Annotated in this window: 13 protein-coding genes and 1 rRNA gene; 8 read left to right on the forward strand and 6 right to left on the reverse strand. The window is 64.6% G+C overall.

Annotation, left to right across the window (positions count from 1 at the left end):
• Positions 1 to 77 precede the first annotated feature (77 nt).
• Entirely contained in the window at positions 78 to 614 is a 537-nt protein-coding gene (ppa, locus tag VGN68_RS14515; protein WP_327477497.1) for an inorganic diphosphatase, read from the reverse strand.
• 153 nt (positions 615 to 767) lie between these two features.
• Positions 768 to 2693, reverse strand: a complete 1926-nt coding sequence (locus VGN68_RS14520; protein ID WP_327477498.1) for a peptidase M61 — start codon at positions 2691 to 2693, stop codon at positions 768 to 770.
• A 326-nt stretch (positions 2694 to 3019) separates the two neighbouring features.
• Here VGN68_RS14520 and hisS point away from each other — a divergent pair, with 326 nt between their 5' ends.
• The 6 genes from hisS to VGN68_RS14550 all read left to right on the forward strand — a co-directional run bounded on the left by hisS (position 3020) and on the right by VGN68_RS14550 (position 10614).
• Entirely contained in the window at positions 3020 to 4276 is a 1257-nt protein-coding gene (gene hisS / locus VGN68_RS14525; RefSeq protein ID WP_327477499.1) for a histidine--tRNA ligase, read from the forward strand.
• Between the two features lie 80 nt (positions 4277 to 4356).
• Entirely contained in the window at positions 4357 to 5427 is a 1071-nt protein-coding gene (prfA, locus tag VGN68_RS14530; RefSeq protein WP_327477500.1) for a peptide chain release factor 1, read from the forward strand.
• Positions 5428 to 5481: 54 nt separating this feature from the next.
• Complete coding sequence (prmC, locus tag VGN68_RS14535) at positions 5482 to 6354, forward strand: peptide chain release factor N(5)-glutamine methyltransferase (protein WP_327477501.1); 873 nt, start codon at positions 5482 to 5484, stop codon at positions 6352 to 6354.
• A 258-nt stretch (positions 6355 to 6612) separates the two neighbouring features.
• Complete coding sequence (locus tag VGN68_RS14540) at positions 6613 to 7548, forward strand: DUF4167 domain-containing protein (RefSeq protein WP_414713047.1); 936 nt, start codon at positions 6613 to 6615, stop codon at positions 7546 to 7548.
• 158 nt (positions 7549 to 7706) lie between these two features.
• Positions 7707 to 9017, forward strand: a complete 1311-nt coding sequence (locus VGN68_RS14545) for a DUF4139 domain-containing protein (RefSeq protein WP_327477510.1) — start codon at positions 7707 to 7709, stop codon at positions 9015 to 9017.
• A 10-nt stretch (positions 9018 to 9027) separates the two neighbouring features.
• Positions 9028 to 10614, forward strand: coding sequence for a hypothetical protein (locus tag VGN68_RS14550; protein WP_327477502.1), 1587 nt, complete (start codon positions 9028 to 9030; stop codon positions 10612 to 10614).
• 19 nt (positions 10615 to 10633) lie between these two features.
• Here VGN68_RS14550 and VGN68_RS14555 read toward each other — a convergent pair whose 3' ends face one another.
• Together VGN68_RS14555 and VGN68_RS14560 are read right to left on the reverse strand one after the other, a co-directional pair.
• Entirely contained in the window at positions 10634 to 11026 is a 393-nt protein-coding gene (locus VGN68_RS14555) for an acyl-CoA thioesterase (protein WP_327477503.1), read from the reverse strand.
• The gene (locus VGN68_RS14560; RefSeq protein WP_327477504.1) at positions 11023 to 11325 is read right to left on the reverse strand and encodes a hypothetical protein; all 303 of its coding nucleotides are present in this window, start codon (positions 11323 to 11325) and stop codon (positions 11023 to 11025) included. The genes VGN68_RS14555 and VGN68_RS14560 overlap by 4 nt, the downstream gene beginning before the upstream one ends.
• 125 nt (positions 11326 to 11450) lie before the next feature.
• Here VGN68_RS14560 and VGN68_RS14565 point away from each other — a divergent pair, with 125 nt between their 5' ends.
• Positions 11451 to 11876, forward strand: coding sequence for a CBS domain-containing protein (locus tag VGN68_RS14565; RefSeq protein WP_327477505.1), 426 nt, complete (start codon positions 11451 to 11453; stop codon positions 11874 to 11876).
• Here VGN68_RS14565 and VGN68_RS14570 read toward each other — a convergent pair.
• Positions 11861 to 13378, reverse strand: a complete 1518-nt coding sequence (locus tag VGN68_RS14570) for a lipopolysaccharide biosynthesis protein (protein ID WP_327477506.1) — start codon at positions 13376 to 13378, stop codon at positions 11861 to 11863. The genes VGN68_RS14565 and VGN68_RS14570 overlap by 16 nt on opposite strands.
• Positions 13375 to 14412 (reverse strand): glycosyltransferase family A protein, encoded by a 1038-nt coding sequence (locus tag VGN68_RS14575; protein ID WP_327477507.1) that lies wholly within the window; start codon positions 14410 to 14412, stop codon positions 13375 to 13377. Before VGN68_RS14575 ends, VGN68_RS14570 begins: the two co-directional genes overlap by 4 nt.
• A 618-nt stretch (positions 14413 to 15030) precedes the next feature.
• Here VGN68_RS14575 and VGN68_RS14580 point away from each other — a divergent pair.
• Positions 15031 to 15417: ribosomal RNA gene (locus VGN68_RS14580) — 16S ribosomal RNA — on the forward strand; the annotation flags it as partial.

Raw genomic sequence — 15417 nt, forward strand, 5'->3', positions numbered from 1 at the left:
AGCGGGGACCCATCACCGGTCGGTTCAACCTCGCACCGGCCGGTGATGGACCCCTGCCTTCGCAGGGGCACGACGGGTTAGTATCCCACCTGCTTCGCGCGTTCGATGCATTCGACGATGATGCGCTTGGCTTCGTCGACGTCGCCCCAGCCGTTGAGCTTCGCCCATTTGCCGGGTTCAAGGTCTTTGTAATGGGTGAAGAAATGCTCGATTTGCTGGAGCACGATCGGCGGCATGTCGGTGTAGCTGGCGACGTCGGCATAATAGGGGAAGGTCTTGTTGACCGGGACGCAGAGCAATTTTTCGTCTCCGCCAGCGTCGTCCTCCATCAGCAGCACGCCGATCGGACGGCACTTGACCACCGCGCCCGCGACGATCGGTGAGCGCGCGACGACGAGCGCGTCGAGCGGATCGCCGTCTTCGCCCAGCGTGTGCGGCACGAAGCCGTAGTTGGCGGGGTAGCGCATCGGGGTGTGGAGGAAGCGGTCGACGAACAATGCGCCCGACGCCTTGTCGAATTCATATTTCACCGGCTCGCCGCCGATCGGCACTTCGATCAGGACATTCAGGCTGTCGGGCGGGCTGTCACCGGCGGGGATCAGGTCGATGCGCATGGGAGAGTCGTGTCCTTTTGTTTATGAGTCGGGCGTTTTTATGAGTCGGGCGCCCCTTAGCCGTTCGTGTCGAGCGAAGTCGAGACACCCATCGTGAGAGAGCCGATTAGGGGCATCTCGACTTCGCTCGATGCGAACGGAATTCTAAGGCGGCTAGAGTGTGCGCTTCGGCGCCAGCAGCCGGTCGAACCAATCCGGCCCACTGCCGACCTTTTCGACATGCGGCCAGCGCAGCCCGCCGTGATAGGCGATCTCGATCTGGCGATAGCGCCCGCCGCGTTCGACGAGCAGCCGCACCGGGGTCTTGCCGTCGGTTGCGGCGCGGACCGCGGCTTCCAACCGATCCTTGCTATAGGTAGTGCCATCGACCGCGACGATCTTGGTGCCATTGACGATGTCGGCCCTGAACGCCGGACTATCCCACAGGATCGCGCTCGCGACGCCATCCTTGTCGATCGTCAGCCCCAGCGAATGGGTCAGGTCAACATTCTTCGCCTGTGCCATGCGGTCGCGGTCGAACACATTGGGGACATCGCGCCACACCAGTCGATACCCCGCGCGCTCGATGCCGCGCACCGGCGCCCCTTGCCCCGGCGTCTGCAACCGCTGGCGCAGGAACCCCGCCCAGTCATAAGGATGCACCGTATTGAGCGCCGCCACGACATCGTCGAAATCATAGCTGTCCTGTCCCCAATCGCCCTCGCGCCCGCCGAAAAAGGCGCGCGCGAAATCGTCGAGGCTTTTGGTGTCGTTCGTCGCTTGGCGGATCAGCAGGTCGGCCTCGAGCCAGGTCAGCGATCCCTCATTGTAATAATCCTCGCCGCGCGCCCAGCTGGCAAAAGGTTTGGGTTTGCGTGCGCCGATGACCGGGTCGAGCGTCGTATCCTCGACCGATCGCCATTCGCGGCCCGGCTGCGCGCTGTAAAAGCCGGCATGGGTCGCCCATTCGGCCAGGATCATCTCCTTCGACTGCATCCCCGACCGGCCCGCGAGAACAAGATCCCAATAGCTGGTTTGGCCTTCGTAAACCCACAGCAGATTGCCCTGCATCGGCGTGCGGTAATCGGGGGTCCATAATTTGTCGGGGCGGCGATATTTGCCGTTCCAGCTGTGGACCAGTTCGTGCGGCAGCAGTCCGCGCTCGCTGTCATTTTCGTCCCATGCGGTGAAATAGTCGCGCGCGCGGCTGTTTTCGCTGCTGCGATGATGTTCCAGCCCGATGCCGCCGAGTTCGTCGGTCAGCGCGAGCAGAAATTCATACCGGTCGAAGGGGCGCGAGCCGAACAGCGCGACCGCTTCGGAGACCAGTGCGGCGTGGCGCGCGATATGGTCCGGGCGCGCGTCGAGATATTTGGCCTCGTCGGCGACGACGTTCAGCGCGACATTCTGCCCCAGATCCCATTTGCGGAAATGGCGCCCCGCGAACATTGGGCTGTCGACCAGCACCTCATAATTGGTCGGGGCATAGCTGTAGCGGTTGCCGCTGATTTTCAGCCCGTCGAGCGCCGCGGCCCCGGTCCACCCATCGGGCAGGGTGACCTCCAGCTGCACCGGGATTTGCCGCGTGAAATAGCCCGCCGGGTAGAGGCTGACCTGTTCCCATTGCAGGTTCATCATCGCGGGGGTGACGACGACGCGCCCCTCGCTGGTGCGCGTCGGCGACAGGAAATCGAAGGCGACGTCGATGCTCTTGACCCCGGCCGGGACATCGACGTCAAACGCATAGACATCGGTCGGCTGGCGCGTCCAGCTCAGCGGCTTGCCGCCCGCGGTGGGTTTGAATCCGGCCATTTCGGCGATCGCGCCGCGTGGGGCGTGCTTGCCGGGTAGCCATTCGGGATAGAGCAGGGTCAGCTTGCCGGGCCTGGCGACCGGGATCGTCTGGCGGACGCGAAAGATACCGCGCGCGACGTCGGTGGCATCGACCTTGAGCTGCATCGTGCCGGGATAGGGTTTGTCGGCGGGCAGCGGGATGGTCAGCGGCTGGACGACCGGCTGCGGTCGGCTGTTGCCATTTTGGGCAGAAGCGGCGGGGGTGATGGCGATCAGGGCGGCGGCGGCGAGCAGTTGTTTTTTCATCGGTGGATTGTGCCGGGAAATGGGCGCGAGGTCCAGAGTGACGCCCCTCTCCCCTTGCGGGGGTGCGGGGTTGGATTGCCCCCGGCAATCCAAGTCCAGTCTGGGGGACTGGACGACCCCGCGCCGGTTGCGCAGACTTGCCAGCTTGCTGGCTAGTCGAAGCTGGGTGATGGGTTTGGACCTTGCGAGCGAAAGCCACGGCAGAACCCCTCATCCAACTTCGCCTAGTCGCTCCGCGACAAGGCTTCGTATCCTTCTCCCGCAAGGGGAGAAGGTTTGACCGCGGCACTTTGCCTTTCGTCCAAAACCCATTAGACGCCGCGCCCATGAGCAAGGATAAATCCGCCAAAATCCCGACGCCGCAGGCCGTGCGCGGCACCCAGGACATGCTGGGCGATTTCGCCGACCGTTTTGCGCATGTCGTCGATACCTTCGAACGGGTGCGCCGCCTCTATGGCTACAAGCGCATCGAGGTGCCGGTGATCGAGCCGACCGCGGTGTTCGCGCGCTCGCTGGGTGAAACCACCGACGTCGTGTCGAAGGAAATGTATTCGTTCGAGGACCGCGGCGGCGAATCGATCACGTTGCGCCCCGAATTCACCGCGGGCATCGCGCGCGCCTACATCACCAACGGCTGGCAGCAATTCGCGCCGCTGAAGGTCGCGACGCACGGGCCTTTGTTCCGCTACGAGCGCCCGCAAAAGGGGCGCTATCGCCAGTTTCATCAGCTCGACGCCGAAGTGCTCGGCAGCGACAGCCCGCTGGCGGATGCGGAATTGCTGGTGTTCGCCGATCAGCTGCTGAAGGAGCTGGGGATCGCCGAGGGCGTGACCTTGACGCTCAACACATTGGGCGATGCGGAAAGCCGCGATGCGTGGCGCGCGGCGCTGGTCGAGCATTTCGAAAGCCATCGCGGCGATCTGTCCGAAGACAGCCTCGCACGGCTCGACAAGAACCCGCTGCGCATTCTGGACAGCAAGGATCCCAAGGACCACCCGATCGCCGACAGCGCGCCCGATATCGATGCGTTTCTGACCGGCGAAGCGCAGGATTTCTTTGGCGCGGTCACATCGGGGCTCGATGCCGCGGGCGTCGCGTGGGAACGCAACGGACGGCTGGTGCGCGGTCTCGACTATTACCGTCACACCGCGTTCGAATTCGTCACCGACCGGTTGGGGGCGCAGGGCACGGTGCTTGGCGGCGGGCGCTATGACGGGCTGATCGAAGCGCTCGGCGGCCCGCCGACCGCGGCGGTCGGCTGGGCGGCGGGGATCGAACGGTTGGCGATGTTGCTGGCCGACGAGGTCATCGACAATCGATTGGACGCCGTGATCGCGGTTGAGGACGATGGGCAGCTGGCTGCCGCGATGAAGGCGGTCTCTGCGCTGCGCAACAGCGGTTTCGCAACCGAGATCGTGGCCAGCGGCTCGCCGCGCAAGCGCTTCGACAAGGCTGCAAAAATTCCGGCGCATGCATTGATTTCGATCGGGATGCGCGACGGCGCGGCGCATATCAACGTGCGCGGCGAAAGCGATCGTGCAAAGGCGGTCGAAACTTGCCTGCAATCGTCACCCCGGACTTGATCCGGGGTCCAAACGGCACCGGCGGCCATGGATCCCGGATCAAGTCCGGGATGACGAAGATTTGAAATGATAGCAAATAGATGACCTCCGTATCCGAACGCCAGATCGACGCCATCATCGAACGCCACGCCGCTCTGCAAGCGCGCATGGTGACCGGCGATATGGCGCCCGCGGATTTTGTCGCGGCGTCGAAGGAATTTGCCGAGCTTGAGCCCGTCGCGACCGCGGCGCGCGAAGTTGTGCGGCTGCGCGGCGAGCTGAGCTCGCTGACCGAAATGCTTGCCGATCCCGAGATGAAGGCGATGGCGGCCGAGGAAATCGCGGCGGTTGAGGCCGCGTTGCCTGCTGCAGAGCATGACCTCGCGCTCCAGCTGCTGCCCAAGGATGTCGCCGATGCGCGCGCCGCGATGCTCGAAATTCGCGCCGGGACCGGCGGCGACGAGGCGGCGCTGTTCGCGGGCGACCTGCTGCGCATGTACAGCCGCTTTGCCGATGGACAGGGGTGGAAGGTCGAAATCATCTCGGCGAACGAGGCTGAAATGGGCGGCTATAAGGAAGTCGTCGCGTCGGTGTCGGGGCAGGGGGTGTTCGCGCGGCTGAAGTTCGAAAGCGGCGTCCACCGCGTCCAGCGTGTTCCCGCAACGGAAAGTCAGGGCCGCATTCACACCAGCGCCGCGACCGTCGCGGTGCTGCCCGAGGCGGAGGAGGTCGACGTCGCGATCAACGACAGCGACCTCAAGATCGACATCTATCGCGCGTCGGGGGCTGGCGGCCAGCATGTCAACACCACCGATTCGGCGATCCGCATCACCCATATTCCGTCGGGGCTTGTCGTGATTCAGCAGGACCAGCGCAGCCAGCACAAGAACCGCGCCAAAGCGATGCAGGTGCTGCGCGCGCGGCTCTATGATCTCGAGCGCGCCAAGATTCATGACGCTGAAGCGTCGGCGCGCAAGTCGATGGTCGGGTCGGGCGATCGCTCCGAACGCATCCGCACCTATAATTTCCCGCAAGGCCGGGTGACCGACCACCGGATCAACCTGACGCTCCACCGCCTGCCCGAAATTATCGAGGGCGCGATGGACGAGCTGATCGACGCGCTGATCGCCGAGGATCAGGCGCAGCGGCTGGCGGGGCTGGGTGATGGATAAAAAGCCCCTCCCCTTCAGGGGAGGGGTTGGGGTGGGGTGTCGAGAGATAGCGCCATGCCTCTAGACCCCACCCCTGGCCCCTCCCCTGAAGGGGAGGGGGGAGTCTCGGACAATATCCGCACCGCCACCAATCTGCTCATGGGGATCAGCGACACGCCGCGGCTCGATGCCGAACTGCTGATGGCGCATGCGCTGGGGGTCGAGCGGCAGGATGTGTTGCTCGATCCGGCGCGGTATGACGTGCCCGAACTTTACGCGCATCTGATCGCCCGCCGCATGGCGCATGAGCCGATCGCCTATATTGTCGGTTATCGCGATTTCTGGACGCTGCGGATCGCGGTGGGGCCAGGGGTGCTGATCCCGCGCCCCGACAGCGAAACACTGGTCGAAGCATGCCTCGACCTCGCCCGCGAACGCGGCGCGGGGTGGCCGTCGCGGGTGCTTGATCTGGGCACAGGGCCGGGGAGCTTGCTGCTCGCCGTGCTCAGCGAGTTTCCGGCGGCCACGGGGCTGGGTGTCGATATATCCGAACAGGCGCTGGCCTATGCGCGCGACAATGCCGAGGAACTAGGCATGGCCAGTCGCACTGTCTTTCGGTCGGGCGACTGGGCCGCAGGCATCGACGGCCGCTTCGACCTGATCCTGTGCAACCCGCCCTATATTGGCGACGACGAACAGCTGATGCCCGACGTCGCCGATCACGAGCCCGCGGGCGCGCTGTTTGCCGGTCCCGACGGGCTCGACGATTACCGCCGCATCATCCCCGAATTGCCGCGCCTGCTGGTCCCCGGGGGCGTCGCGATCCTTGAAATCGGCGCCACCCAGCATATCTCGGTCCGGCAACTCGCTGAAGCGGCGGGATTCGCCGTCGCTTGCCGCCAGGATCTGGGTGGCCGCGACCGGGCGCTTTTGCTGACGCGCGCCTGACCGGCCCGCGCAAATATCGCTTGGTTTTCGCCGCAAAGCGGGTTAGGGGCCAGTCACAGACCCGGCTGGGGTACCTTTGGCGATGCACAAGCATCGATACTGGTCCGGCGGATCTGCTTCCCACTTACGATGTTCGTACCGGGCCTTGGTCCAGACGAGCGGTAAAGGGCAAGAACCGCGCATGGCGCGCGGGCACGACGCGTCAACAGCGCGATCGGCCAAAAGGGGTTGGCTTAGCTTATTTAGCTTTTCGACAGGATGTCTCAGTTGAACATGAACAACCGCCAAAGCGGTCGCCGTCGCGGCCGCAACAATAACAACAGCAACAACAATAGCCGCCCGCAATCGGGTGGCCGCGGCGGGGTCGATCAGGCCAATCGCATCGACAGCCGGGCGCGCGGCAATGGCGCCCAGATGATCGAGAAATACCGCAATCTGGCACGCGATGCGCAGCTGGCCGGGGACCGGGTCCAGACCGAATATTACCTCCAGTTCGCCGATCATTATTTCCGCGTCGTGAGCGATTTCCGCATCCGTCAGGAAGAAAAGAACGCGCAGAACGGTCAGGATCGCGGCCAGGACCGCCAGCGCGAAATTCGCGGCGTCGAAGATTTCGACGGCCATGACGACAGCGATCTGGATCTGGACGCCGACCGCGACGACAATGGCGACAGCGATCGCGGCGAGCGCAATGATCGCGGCGACCGCAACGACCGTAATGAACGCAGCGATCGGAACGACCGCGCTGACCGCAACGATCGTCCCGAGCGCAGCCAGCGCGAAGCGCGCGGCAATCGCGACACGCGCAGCGACCGTGACGACGATAATCGCGGCAACCGCCAGCCGCAGGAGCGCCCGCGCCGCGACCGCGACGATGTCCGCAGCGACGGTCGCAACAATGATGGCGACGACGCCGAAACCAACGTCGTCGAAACCGTCGCCGAGGAAGCCCCCGCACCGCGCACCAACCGCCGTAGCCCGCGCCGTCCGCGCACGGTCGAAGCCGACAGCAACGACGATGGCGGCAATGCCGGCATCGACACCGCGGTGCTGCCCCCGGCCATCGGCCGCCCCGAACGCAGCGTTGAAGCCGACGTCGAAACCGACGGCGGCGACGAAGCGCCCGCCGCCAAGCCGCGCCGCACCCGCCGCACCTTGGCGACGCGCAGCACCGGCGTCGAAGCCGCCGAGTAACAGTACATCTTCGCGCTGGTCATTGACCGGCGCATGACATAGCCTCCCCGTAGTCACATCTGCGGGGAGGCTTTTTTATGCGCGCTTTGGCAAGGACTTGCGGGGCAGTGGTCGTCGCTGCTGTATTGGCGGGCCCTCCAGCCGCCGCGCAGGACGGAATGCCGGGCAACGCGCAGGGCGACGTCGCCGTCACCATCTATAACAATGGCCAGTCGCTGGTGCAGGACGAGCGCCAGCTCAGCGTCGCCGCAGGCCGCAACCGCATCGAATTTCCCGACGTATCGGCGCGCATCCGCCCCGAGACGGTGACGCTGTCGGGTCCGGGCATCGCCATCGTAGAACAGAATTTCGATTTCGACCTGCTCACCCCCGACAAGTTGATGGACAAGGCGGTCGGCCAGTCGATCACGCTGGTCCGCACCAATCCCGCGACCGGCGCCGAACGCACCGAGCGCGCCAAGGTGCTGGCCGCGAACGGCGGCATCGTGCTCCAGATCGGCGAGCGGATCGAGGTGCTGCGCGACGACGGCCTGCCGGTGCGCGCGGTGTTCGATCGTCTGCCACCCAATTTGCGCGCCCGCCCGACGCTGTCGGTGACGGTCGATGCCGCCAGTGCCGGGACGGTCCCGACGCGGCTGTCGTACCTGACTCCCAATCTGGGCTGGACCGCGGATTATGTCGCGCTGTTCGATGCGGCAAAGGGCGCGATGGACATTCAGGGCTGGGTGACACTGACCAACAGCACCGGCACGACCTTTGCCAATGCGCGCACCTTGCTCGTGGCGGGCAATCCCGGCGGGGGCGGCGGCTTCCGCCGGATGACCGGCACGATGGATTCGGCGGGGACCGAAAGCAACGACCGCGAACGGCTCGGCGACTATTATCTCTATCCGCTCGCCGCCCGCACGACGATTGCCAACGCCCAGCAGAAACAGGTGAGCTTCCTCGATGTCAAAGGCGCGCCCGCGCAATCGACCTATGAATATGTCAATCGCTGGCTGGGCAGCTCCAACGAAGCGGTGAGCACCGCCAGCGTGCTGCGCTTTTCGACCTCGCGGCAGGGCGGGCTGGGTGACCAGCTGCCCGCCGGGACGATCCGCGTCTATATGCGCGACGCGCGCGGCGATCCGCAGTTCATCGGCGAAAACAGCATCGGCCATACCCCGATGGGATCGGCGATGTCGCTGCGCACCGGCGATGCCTTTGATGTGAAGGTCCAGCCGACGGTCGTCTCGCGTACCCGCAAGGGCGATTCGCGCTGGGTGACCAGGATGAAATATACGGTCACCAACGCGCGCCCGACCCCGGTAACGGTGCTGCTGGCGCAGGACGGGCTCTATGGCGACGTGCGAATCAGCGATGAGAGCCTGAAGGGCGAACGCATCTCCGCCGACCGTGTCGAATGGCAGGTGCCGGTGCCCGCCAATGGCAAGACCGACGTCACCGTCACCTTCGATACGCGTTACTGAGGCGCGCGCGATGCGGGGCGCGCTACTGCTGGCATGGATCGCGGCGCTGCTGGTGCCGGAGGGGGCGCATGCGCAGGCCGAACCGGCGATCGTCGTGTCGGCGAAAATCGATGACGCCGCGGTCACCGTCTATCGTGCCCCGAATCGCGGCGGGGGGGCAATCAACCCGAACTGGCCGCAGGGCTTTGCCTTCATCACCGAAACGCGCACGGTCACGCTGCCCGCCGGGACATCGGTGCTGCGGTTCGAAGGCGTCGCCGAAGGGCTGCTGCCCGAAACCGCGGTGGTCAGCGGCCTGCCCGACGGGGTGATCGAAAAGAATCGCGACGCGCGGCTGCTGTCGCCCGCGGGGCTGGTCGATGCCTATCTGAAGCGCAGCGTGACCTTGCGCCGCACCAACCGCGCCACCGGCAAAGTCGTCGAGCAGGAGGCGGTGATCCAGGCTGGTCCGAACGGCGGCGTGATCTTGCAAAATGCGGCGGGAGGCTTCGAGGCGCTTGCCTGTTCGGGACTTCCCGAACGCATGCTCTACGCCCGCGTGCCCAAGGACCTGTCGGCCAAGCCGACGCTGTCGGTGCTGGTCGAAAGCCGAGCCGCGCGGACGGTGACGGTGCAACTGCTCTATCTCGCCGAAGGCTTCGACTGGGCGGCCAATTATGTTGCCGACCGGGGATCGGACGGCAAGACGCTGGGGCTGACCGGCTGGATCACGGTTGCGAATGGGGGCGTCACCAGCTTTCCCGGCGCGCAGCTTAACGTCATCGCGGGGCGGCTGAACAAGATGTACAGCCCGCCCTTGCCGCGCAGCAGCCCGGGGCCGCTGGTCCTGAAATGCTGGCCGATGGACATCACCAGCACCCACCCGCTGTGGGAATTGCCACCGATCATCGAGATCGAGCAGGATTTTGCCGCCGAGGCCGCCGAAGACGTCGTCGTCACTGGCAGCCGGGTCTCGCGGCGGGAGCTGATGTATCTGCCCGCGCCCGTCTCGGCACCCCCACCGCCGCCACCGCCGCCACCGCCAGCCGAGGATCTTGGCGATCTCAAATTCTACCGCGTCCCGTTCCGCGTCGATGTGTCGGCGAAGGGGCAGAAGCAGGTCGCGCTGCTCGCCAAGGACAAGGTCGCGGTCGAACAGCTCTATGCCGCGACGCTACATCAGAACAGCCAGCCGCAACCGCTGATGATGCGGCTGCGCGTCCAGAATCGCGAGTCGGACGGGCTGGGCCTTGCGCTGCCCGCGGGGACGGCGGCGGTGTTCGAGACGATCGGTGGCCAGCGCCTGCTCGTCGGCGAGGCGGCGATCGGCGACAAGGCCAAGGACGAACGCGTCGATTACGACATCGGGCAAAGTCCGGCGGTGCAGTTTCGCGCCGTGGTGCAGGATCGCGATGCCAAGAGCGAATTCCAGAGCTGGCAGGTGACGCTCACCAACGCCCGGCCGTTCGATGCCGAGATCGAGATGCTGATCCCCTTCGCGATCGACCCGCCGCCCGAGGGGTGGGAACGGCGCGGCAGCAGCTGGGTCTGGCGCGTGCGCGTCCCCGCCAACGAGAGCCTGACGCAAAGCTTTCGTCAGAAACTGAAAGGCGACTGATTCGTCGCCTGAGCGGGGGTCAGGCCGGCGGCAACGCCCGCGGCCGGTGGTTCTCGTCCAGTGCGACAAAGGTGAACAGCCCGCCCGTGACCTTGACCTCTTCCTGCCCGCGCCCGCGCGTCGCGATCACGTCGATACGGATGCCCATGGACGTGCGTCCGCGCCGTTCGAGATGCGCATAGACCGAGATGATGTCGCGCAGCAGGATCGGCGCGATGAACTCCATCGCCTCGATCGCCACCGTCGCGGTTGGCCCCTGCGCGATGCGTGCGGCGACGATGCCGCCGGCGATATCCATCTGGCTCAAGACCCAGCCGCCAAAGATATGGCCGTTGCTGTTGATGTCGGCAGGAGCAGGGACAACGCGCAGGATCGGGTCGCGGCGGGCGTCGGGCGGACTGTTATCGGTCATGGCTTCAAATCCGGATCATTCTCAAACGGGTCTTCGATGGCTTCGTCATGCCCGCTGCCGCTCGAGAGGAACACCAGCCCCATCAGCGCGGCGCCGAGCATGACCGACAGGCCAACCCCGGCGGCGGTGGCGATGATCATATGAATGCTCAGCGCTTCGCCCATGCTGAAGCGCAGCCAGCCGAGCGCGCCGACGACGGCCAGCAGCGACACCAGCACCATGCCGCGCATCAGGCGGCGATAACGCGTCCACGCGATTTTCGCGGTGGCATCCTTGTCGAGCGGGGAGGGTTTGACCATGGCGTCTCCATGAACCAACCCGAGAGCAAGGCCAAGCGCGAATGGAATGCGGCCAGATGTTTCGGCTTTGCCGCGAATCATGATAGGCTTGCCCTCCAGAGAATCGACATGGGGAGCGGCAAGGCATGACGATCGGAGCGATCCTTCACGGGCGCACAGGCCCGGTGATATCGGCGCGCAAGGAAGACACGGTGCGCGCGGTACTCGACCTGCTCGCCCAGCACCGGATCGGTGCGGTGCCGGTCATGGAGGGCGAGGCGATCGTCGGCATTTTTTCCGAACGCGATCTGGTCCGCCTGATGTCCTCCTATGGTCCCGAAGCGCTCGACCGCAAACTTGACGAGGTGATGACCAAATCGCCGGTCACCTGCGAACCGTCGACCGCGGTCATGGGCGCGCTGTCGCAGATGACGCAGCGTCGCATCCGCCATTTACCGGTGGTCGAGGGGGGGCGACTGGTGGGATTCGTATCGATCGGCGATCTGGTAAAATATCGCATCGACCGCATCGAGGCCGAGGCCGCGGCAATGCGCGACTATATCGCGTCTTGAGCCGCAGCATCGACCGCCGGAGGCTGGCGGCGGACGACCAGCCGTGCCACTTCGGATATAGCGTCGCGTTCGAGCAACCAGAGCAGGCCGGCGTAGAGCGCCATTCCCAAAGCCACGAGCGCCACTAACCTGAGCGGCGCGGCGATCCCGAGCGGCGCCATCATCTGCGCCGCGACGCCGACTCCGACTGCCATGGCCAACGCCGGAGTGAGGCCCGGCAACATCGCGCGCGCAACCTCCCAAACTGACACCCCGATGAGCGGCGCCGATCGGTAGGCGGTAATGAGCAGCAAGAGCGGCGCGGCGACCAGCCATGCCCACGCCATGCCGATCAATCCCCATTGCGCGCCGATCAGAAAAGCCGTGGGAAAGATGATCGCGCCGCTCAGCGCGTTGCCCATCGCAAGCGACGGTTTGCCGAGCGCATTGGCCAGCGGCGCGAACAATATCTGCACCGTCATCAGCATCAGCGCGAGCGCGATGATCTGGATGTACGGCACCATGCCCAGCCATTTCGCCCCGAACACCGTTTCGACCATCGGCGCAGCGGTCACCGCCAGCCCGCAATAAAAGGGCGCGGCGACCAGCGTCAGCAGCCGCACGGTTTTCAGGAAACTCCAGCGCACCGCGTCGGGGTCGTGCTTGATCCGCGCATAGGCGGGAAACGCGACCTCGTTCAACGGCGGCACGAATTTGGCCATGAAGATCTGCGCGAGGAACAGCGCCTCGGCGTACAGGCCCAGCGCATAGGGTTCGAAACGGCTGCCGGCGATCAGGATGTCGGACTGGCTTTGCACCAGCCAGAACAGCTGGCTGAACAAGATGGCCGACCCGAAACCGATGATCTGGCCGCAGCCCCTGAAATTGAAGCTGGGCCACACCAGCAGCCGCGCGACCAGCGTCAGACCGATCGCGCGGGTCCAGAACAGCGCAATTGGGGCATAGACCAACGTCCATACGCCATAACCCGCCAGTGCGCACGCCAGCGCGGTGCCCGCGCCCGCCAGCGCCGCGAACAGATTGACCACCGCCTGCCGCCGGAAATCGAGCGCGCGGCTCATGATCACTTCGGGCAGCGCGATAAACGGCGTGGCGAGGAATATCAGCGCCTGGACCCTCAGCAGGTCGGCGACGATCGGCTGGCCATAATAGGCCGCGGCGATGGGCGCGCCAAAAAACTGGATCGCGGCGAGCATCGCGTTGAGCAGCAGCAGCAGCCCGAACGCCTGACGGAGCCGGAACGGATCGACCGTATCGGACTGGACCAGCGCGCTGGCGAAGCCCCAGCCGTTGAGGAAGGCGAGAAACGCCAGCACCACCTGCGTCATTGCAAACAGGCCGTAATCGGCCGGATCGAGCAGCCGAATCACCATCAATGTCGAAGACCAGGTGATGATCTGCGCCAGAATCTGGCTACCCGACCGCCAGATGACGGCCGAACGGACGCGATCGCCGAACTTCGCCGTATCGACCTTGCCATCCTGACCGTTGAACTCGCTCAAACGCGCTGCACCTGTCCCTGTGCGCCGCTCCGTGCCGGGCGACGGCGGCTCGATCCCTGATGACGCTGCTGGCGCCAGGCCAACATCGGTGGCGCCAGCCACGGACAGACAGTCCATAGAAGGAAGGCCGCGGACCACAATGGGTTGTTCAGATATTGGCGTCGGGCGCGCAGCTTCGCCAGCCCGGGCCGGACATCGCCGGCAATGACCGCCGCAAAGGCTTCTTCGACATCGAGTCGTTCCAGCTCGCCGCGCCTTACCGCTCCGGCCACCGCGGCTTCATGGCTTCCCGGCATCGCGGCGATGACCTTGTCATAGACGCGGATGTTGCCGCGGATATTGCGCAGCAGGCTGACCGACGCCGACCTTGGGCGGACGCGATAGTCAGCCATTACCGAATCGACATAGCGGACATGGCCGCCATCCATCAGCAGCCGTACCCACAGGTCGAAATCCTCCGAATTCGTCATCCGCGTATCAAAGCCGCCGATTCGCTCGAACGCTGCGCGGCGAAAGGTGGCGCCGATATAGATCATGAAGCGCCGGTCCAGCACATCGGCCAGGCTGGCGGTTGCGCTGCGGTTCTGATCGTCGCCGATCACCAGCTCTTCTTTCGCCACCGCGCCGAACACGCGGGCGTTGCACGCGGCGATCGTTGCTGCCGGATCGGCGTTCATCGCGGCGACCATCGCGGCCAGATACATGGGCCGGAACAGGTCGTCGCCGTCGAGCAGTGCGATGAGCGGGGCGCGACTGGCAGCGATGGCATGGTTGCGCGCCGCCGACACACCGTGATTCGCCGTGGTCAGAAACCGGATGCGGGGGTCAGCCAGATAAGGGCGCACCGCGCCCGCGACATCATCGGGAGCGCCATCGTCGATCACGATCGCCTCCCAGTCGTTGAAATCCTGCGCGAGCAGCGAATCTAGTGCCTCGCCGAGCAGATGCGCGACCCCATAAGCGGGAACGATCACGGAAATCTGGGGATCGGGTTGGTCGCAAGCGCTGGTCATCGCGGCGGCCCTAGCACGCATCCGCTAATCTTTGGTGAGTCGAACGCGCCGATCCGCGGTTTCCGTGCGCCTTTTCGTGCGATCCGACTCGATTCGACCGCATGATGCGCGGTGTAGCCGCGGTTTGGGCAAGGCGCCGGGCGCAGTGCAAGCGACGACAACAACGGCAATCGTCCAGCATTTCCGCCGATTCTGGGGGGCAGTGAAACAAAATTGCAAAAAGGTTGTTGACGCGAATCGATGACCGGCTTAGAGGCCTGTTCACCGGACGGGGCGCGGCGGCAAACGCCACGCTCCAGCCGGTCGCCAACAGATACGGACAGATGTCCCCCGATAGCAATAGCGGGGAACGACAACTGTCCGCCATTTCTTGTCGGTGGCTCTTTGAAATTGTGATTGTCGATGAAGGGACATGTGGGCGGCGGCCCTGGGTCTGACAGCTTTAGGGTGTCAGTAACTCAGGATAAAAAGCCAAGCCTGACCTACATGTCTAACACGTTTCCATTACGTGGGAGCGGCTCTTCGTTTGCCTGTGGTCCGCTACAGGTTGATGACGGGACCGTTCCAAATTTGTGTAGGCCAGGCTCCTTAAAATGAGCGGGTTTGCGAGGGAATTCCACCTTGGCAAATTCGAACATCAAACTTGAGAGTTTGATCCTGGCTCAGAACGAACGCTGGCGGCATGCCTAACACATGCAAGTCGAACGAACTCTTCGGAGTTAGTGGCGCACGGGTGCGTAACGCGTGGGAATCTGCCCTTGGGTACGGAATAACTCAGAGAAATTTGTGCTAATACCGTATAATGACTTCGGTCCAAAGATTTATCGCCCAAGGATGAGCCCGCGTAAGATTAGCTAGTTGGTGGGGTAAAGGCCTACCAAGGCTACGATCTTTAGCTGGTCTGAGAGGATGATCAGCCACACTGGGACTGAGACACGGCCCAGACTCCTACGGGAGGCAGCAGTGGGGAATATTGGACAATGGGCGAAAGCCTGATCCAGCAATGCCGCGTGAGTGATGAAGGCC

The organism is Sphingopyxis sp. (assembly GCF_035998965.1).
Lineage (GTDB): Bacteria > Pseudomonadota > Alphaproteobacteria > Sphingomonadales > Sphingomonadaceae > Sphingopyxis.

What these genes read in the sequence shown, in the direction of transcription:
- prmC (WP_327477501.1), top strand. Translation starts at nt 5,482, where the DNA reads ATGCCTCTAGACCCCACCCCTGGCCCCTCCCCTGAAGGGGAGGGGGGA.
- VGN68_RS14565 (WP_327477505.1), top strand. Translation starts at nt 11,451, where the DNA reads ATGACGATCGGAGCGATCCTTCACGGGCGCACAGGCCCGGTGATATCG.
- VGN68_RS14575 (WP_327477507.1), bottom strand. Translation starts at nt 14,412, where the DNA reads ATGCGTGCTAGGGCCGCCGCGATGACCAGCGCTTGCGACCAACCCGAT.
- prfA (WP_327477500.1), top strand. Translation starts at nt 4,357, where the DNA reads ATGACCTCCGTATCCGAACGCCAGATCGACGCCATCATCGAACGCCAC.
- VGN68_RS14550 (WP_327477502.1), top strand. Translation starts at nt 9,028, where the DNA reads ATGCGGGGCGCGCTACTGCTGGCATGGATCGCGGCGCTGCTGGTGCCG.
- VGN68_RS14540 (WP_414713047.1), top strand. Translation starts at nt 6,613, where the DNA reads ATGTCTCAGTTGAACATGAACAACCGCCAAAGCGGTCGCCGTCGCGGC.
- VGN68_RS14545 (WP_327477510.1), top strand. Translation starts at nt 7,707, where the DNA reads ATGCCGGGCAACGCGCAGGGCGACGTCGCCGTCACCATCTATAACAAT.
- ppa (WP_327477497.1), bottom strand. Translation starts at nt 614, where the DNA reads ATGCGCATCGACCTGATCCCCGCCGGTGACAGCCCGCCCGACAGCCTG.
- VGN68_RS14555 (WP_327477503.1), bottom strand. Translation starts at nt 11,026, where the DNA reads ATGACCGATAACAGTCCGCCCGACGCCCGCCGCGACCCGATCCTGCGC.
- hisS (WP_327477499.1), top strand. Translation starts at nt 3,020, where the DNA reads ATGAGCAAGGATAAATCCGCCAAAATCCCGACGCCGCAGGCCGTGCGC.
- VGN68_RS14560 (WP_327477504.1), bottom strand. Translation starts at nt 11,325, where the DNA reads ATGGTCAAACCCTCCCCGCTCGACAAGGATGCCACCGCGAAAATCGCG.
- VGN68_RS14520 (WP_327477498.1), bottom strand. Translation starts at nt 2,693, where the DNA reads ATGAAAAAACAACTGCTCGCCGCCGCCGCCCTGATCGCCATCACCCCC.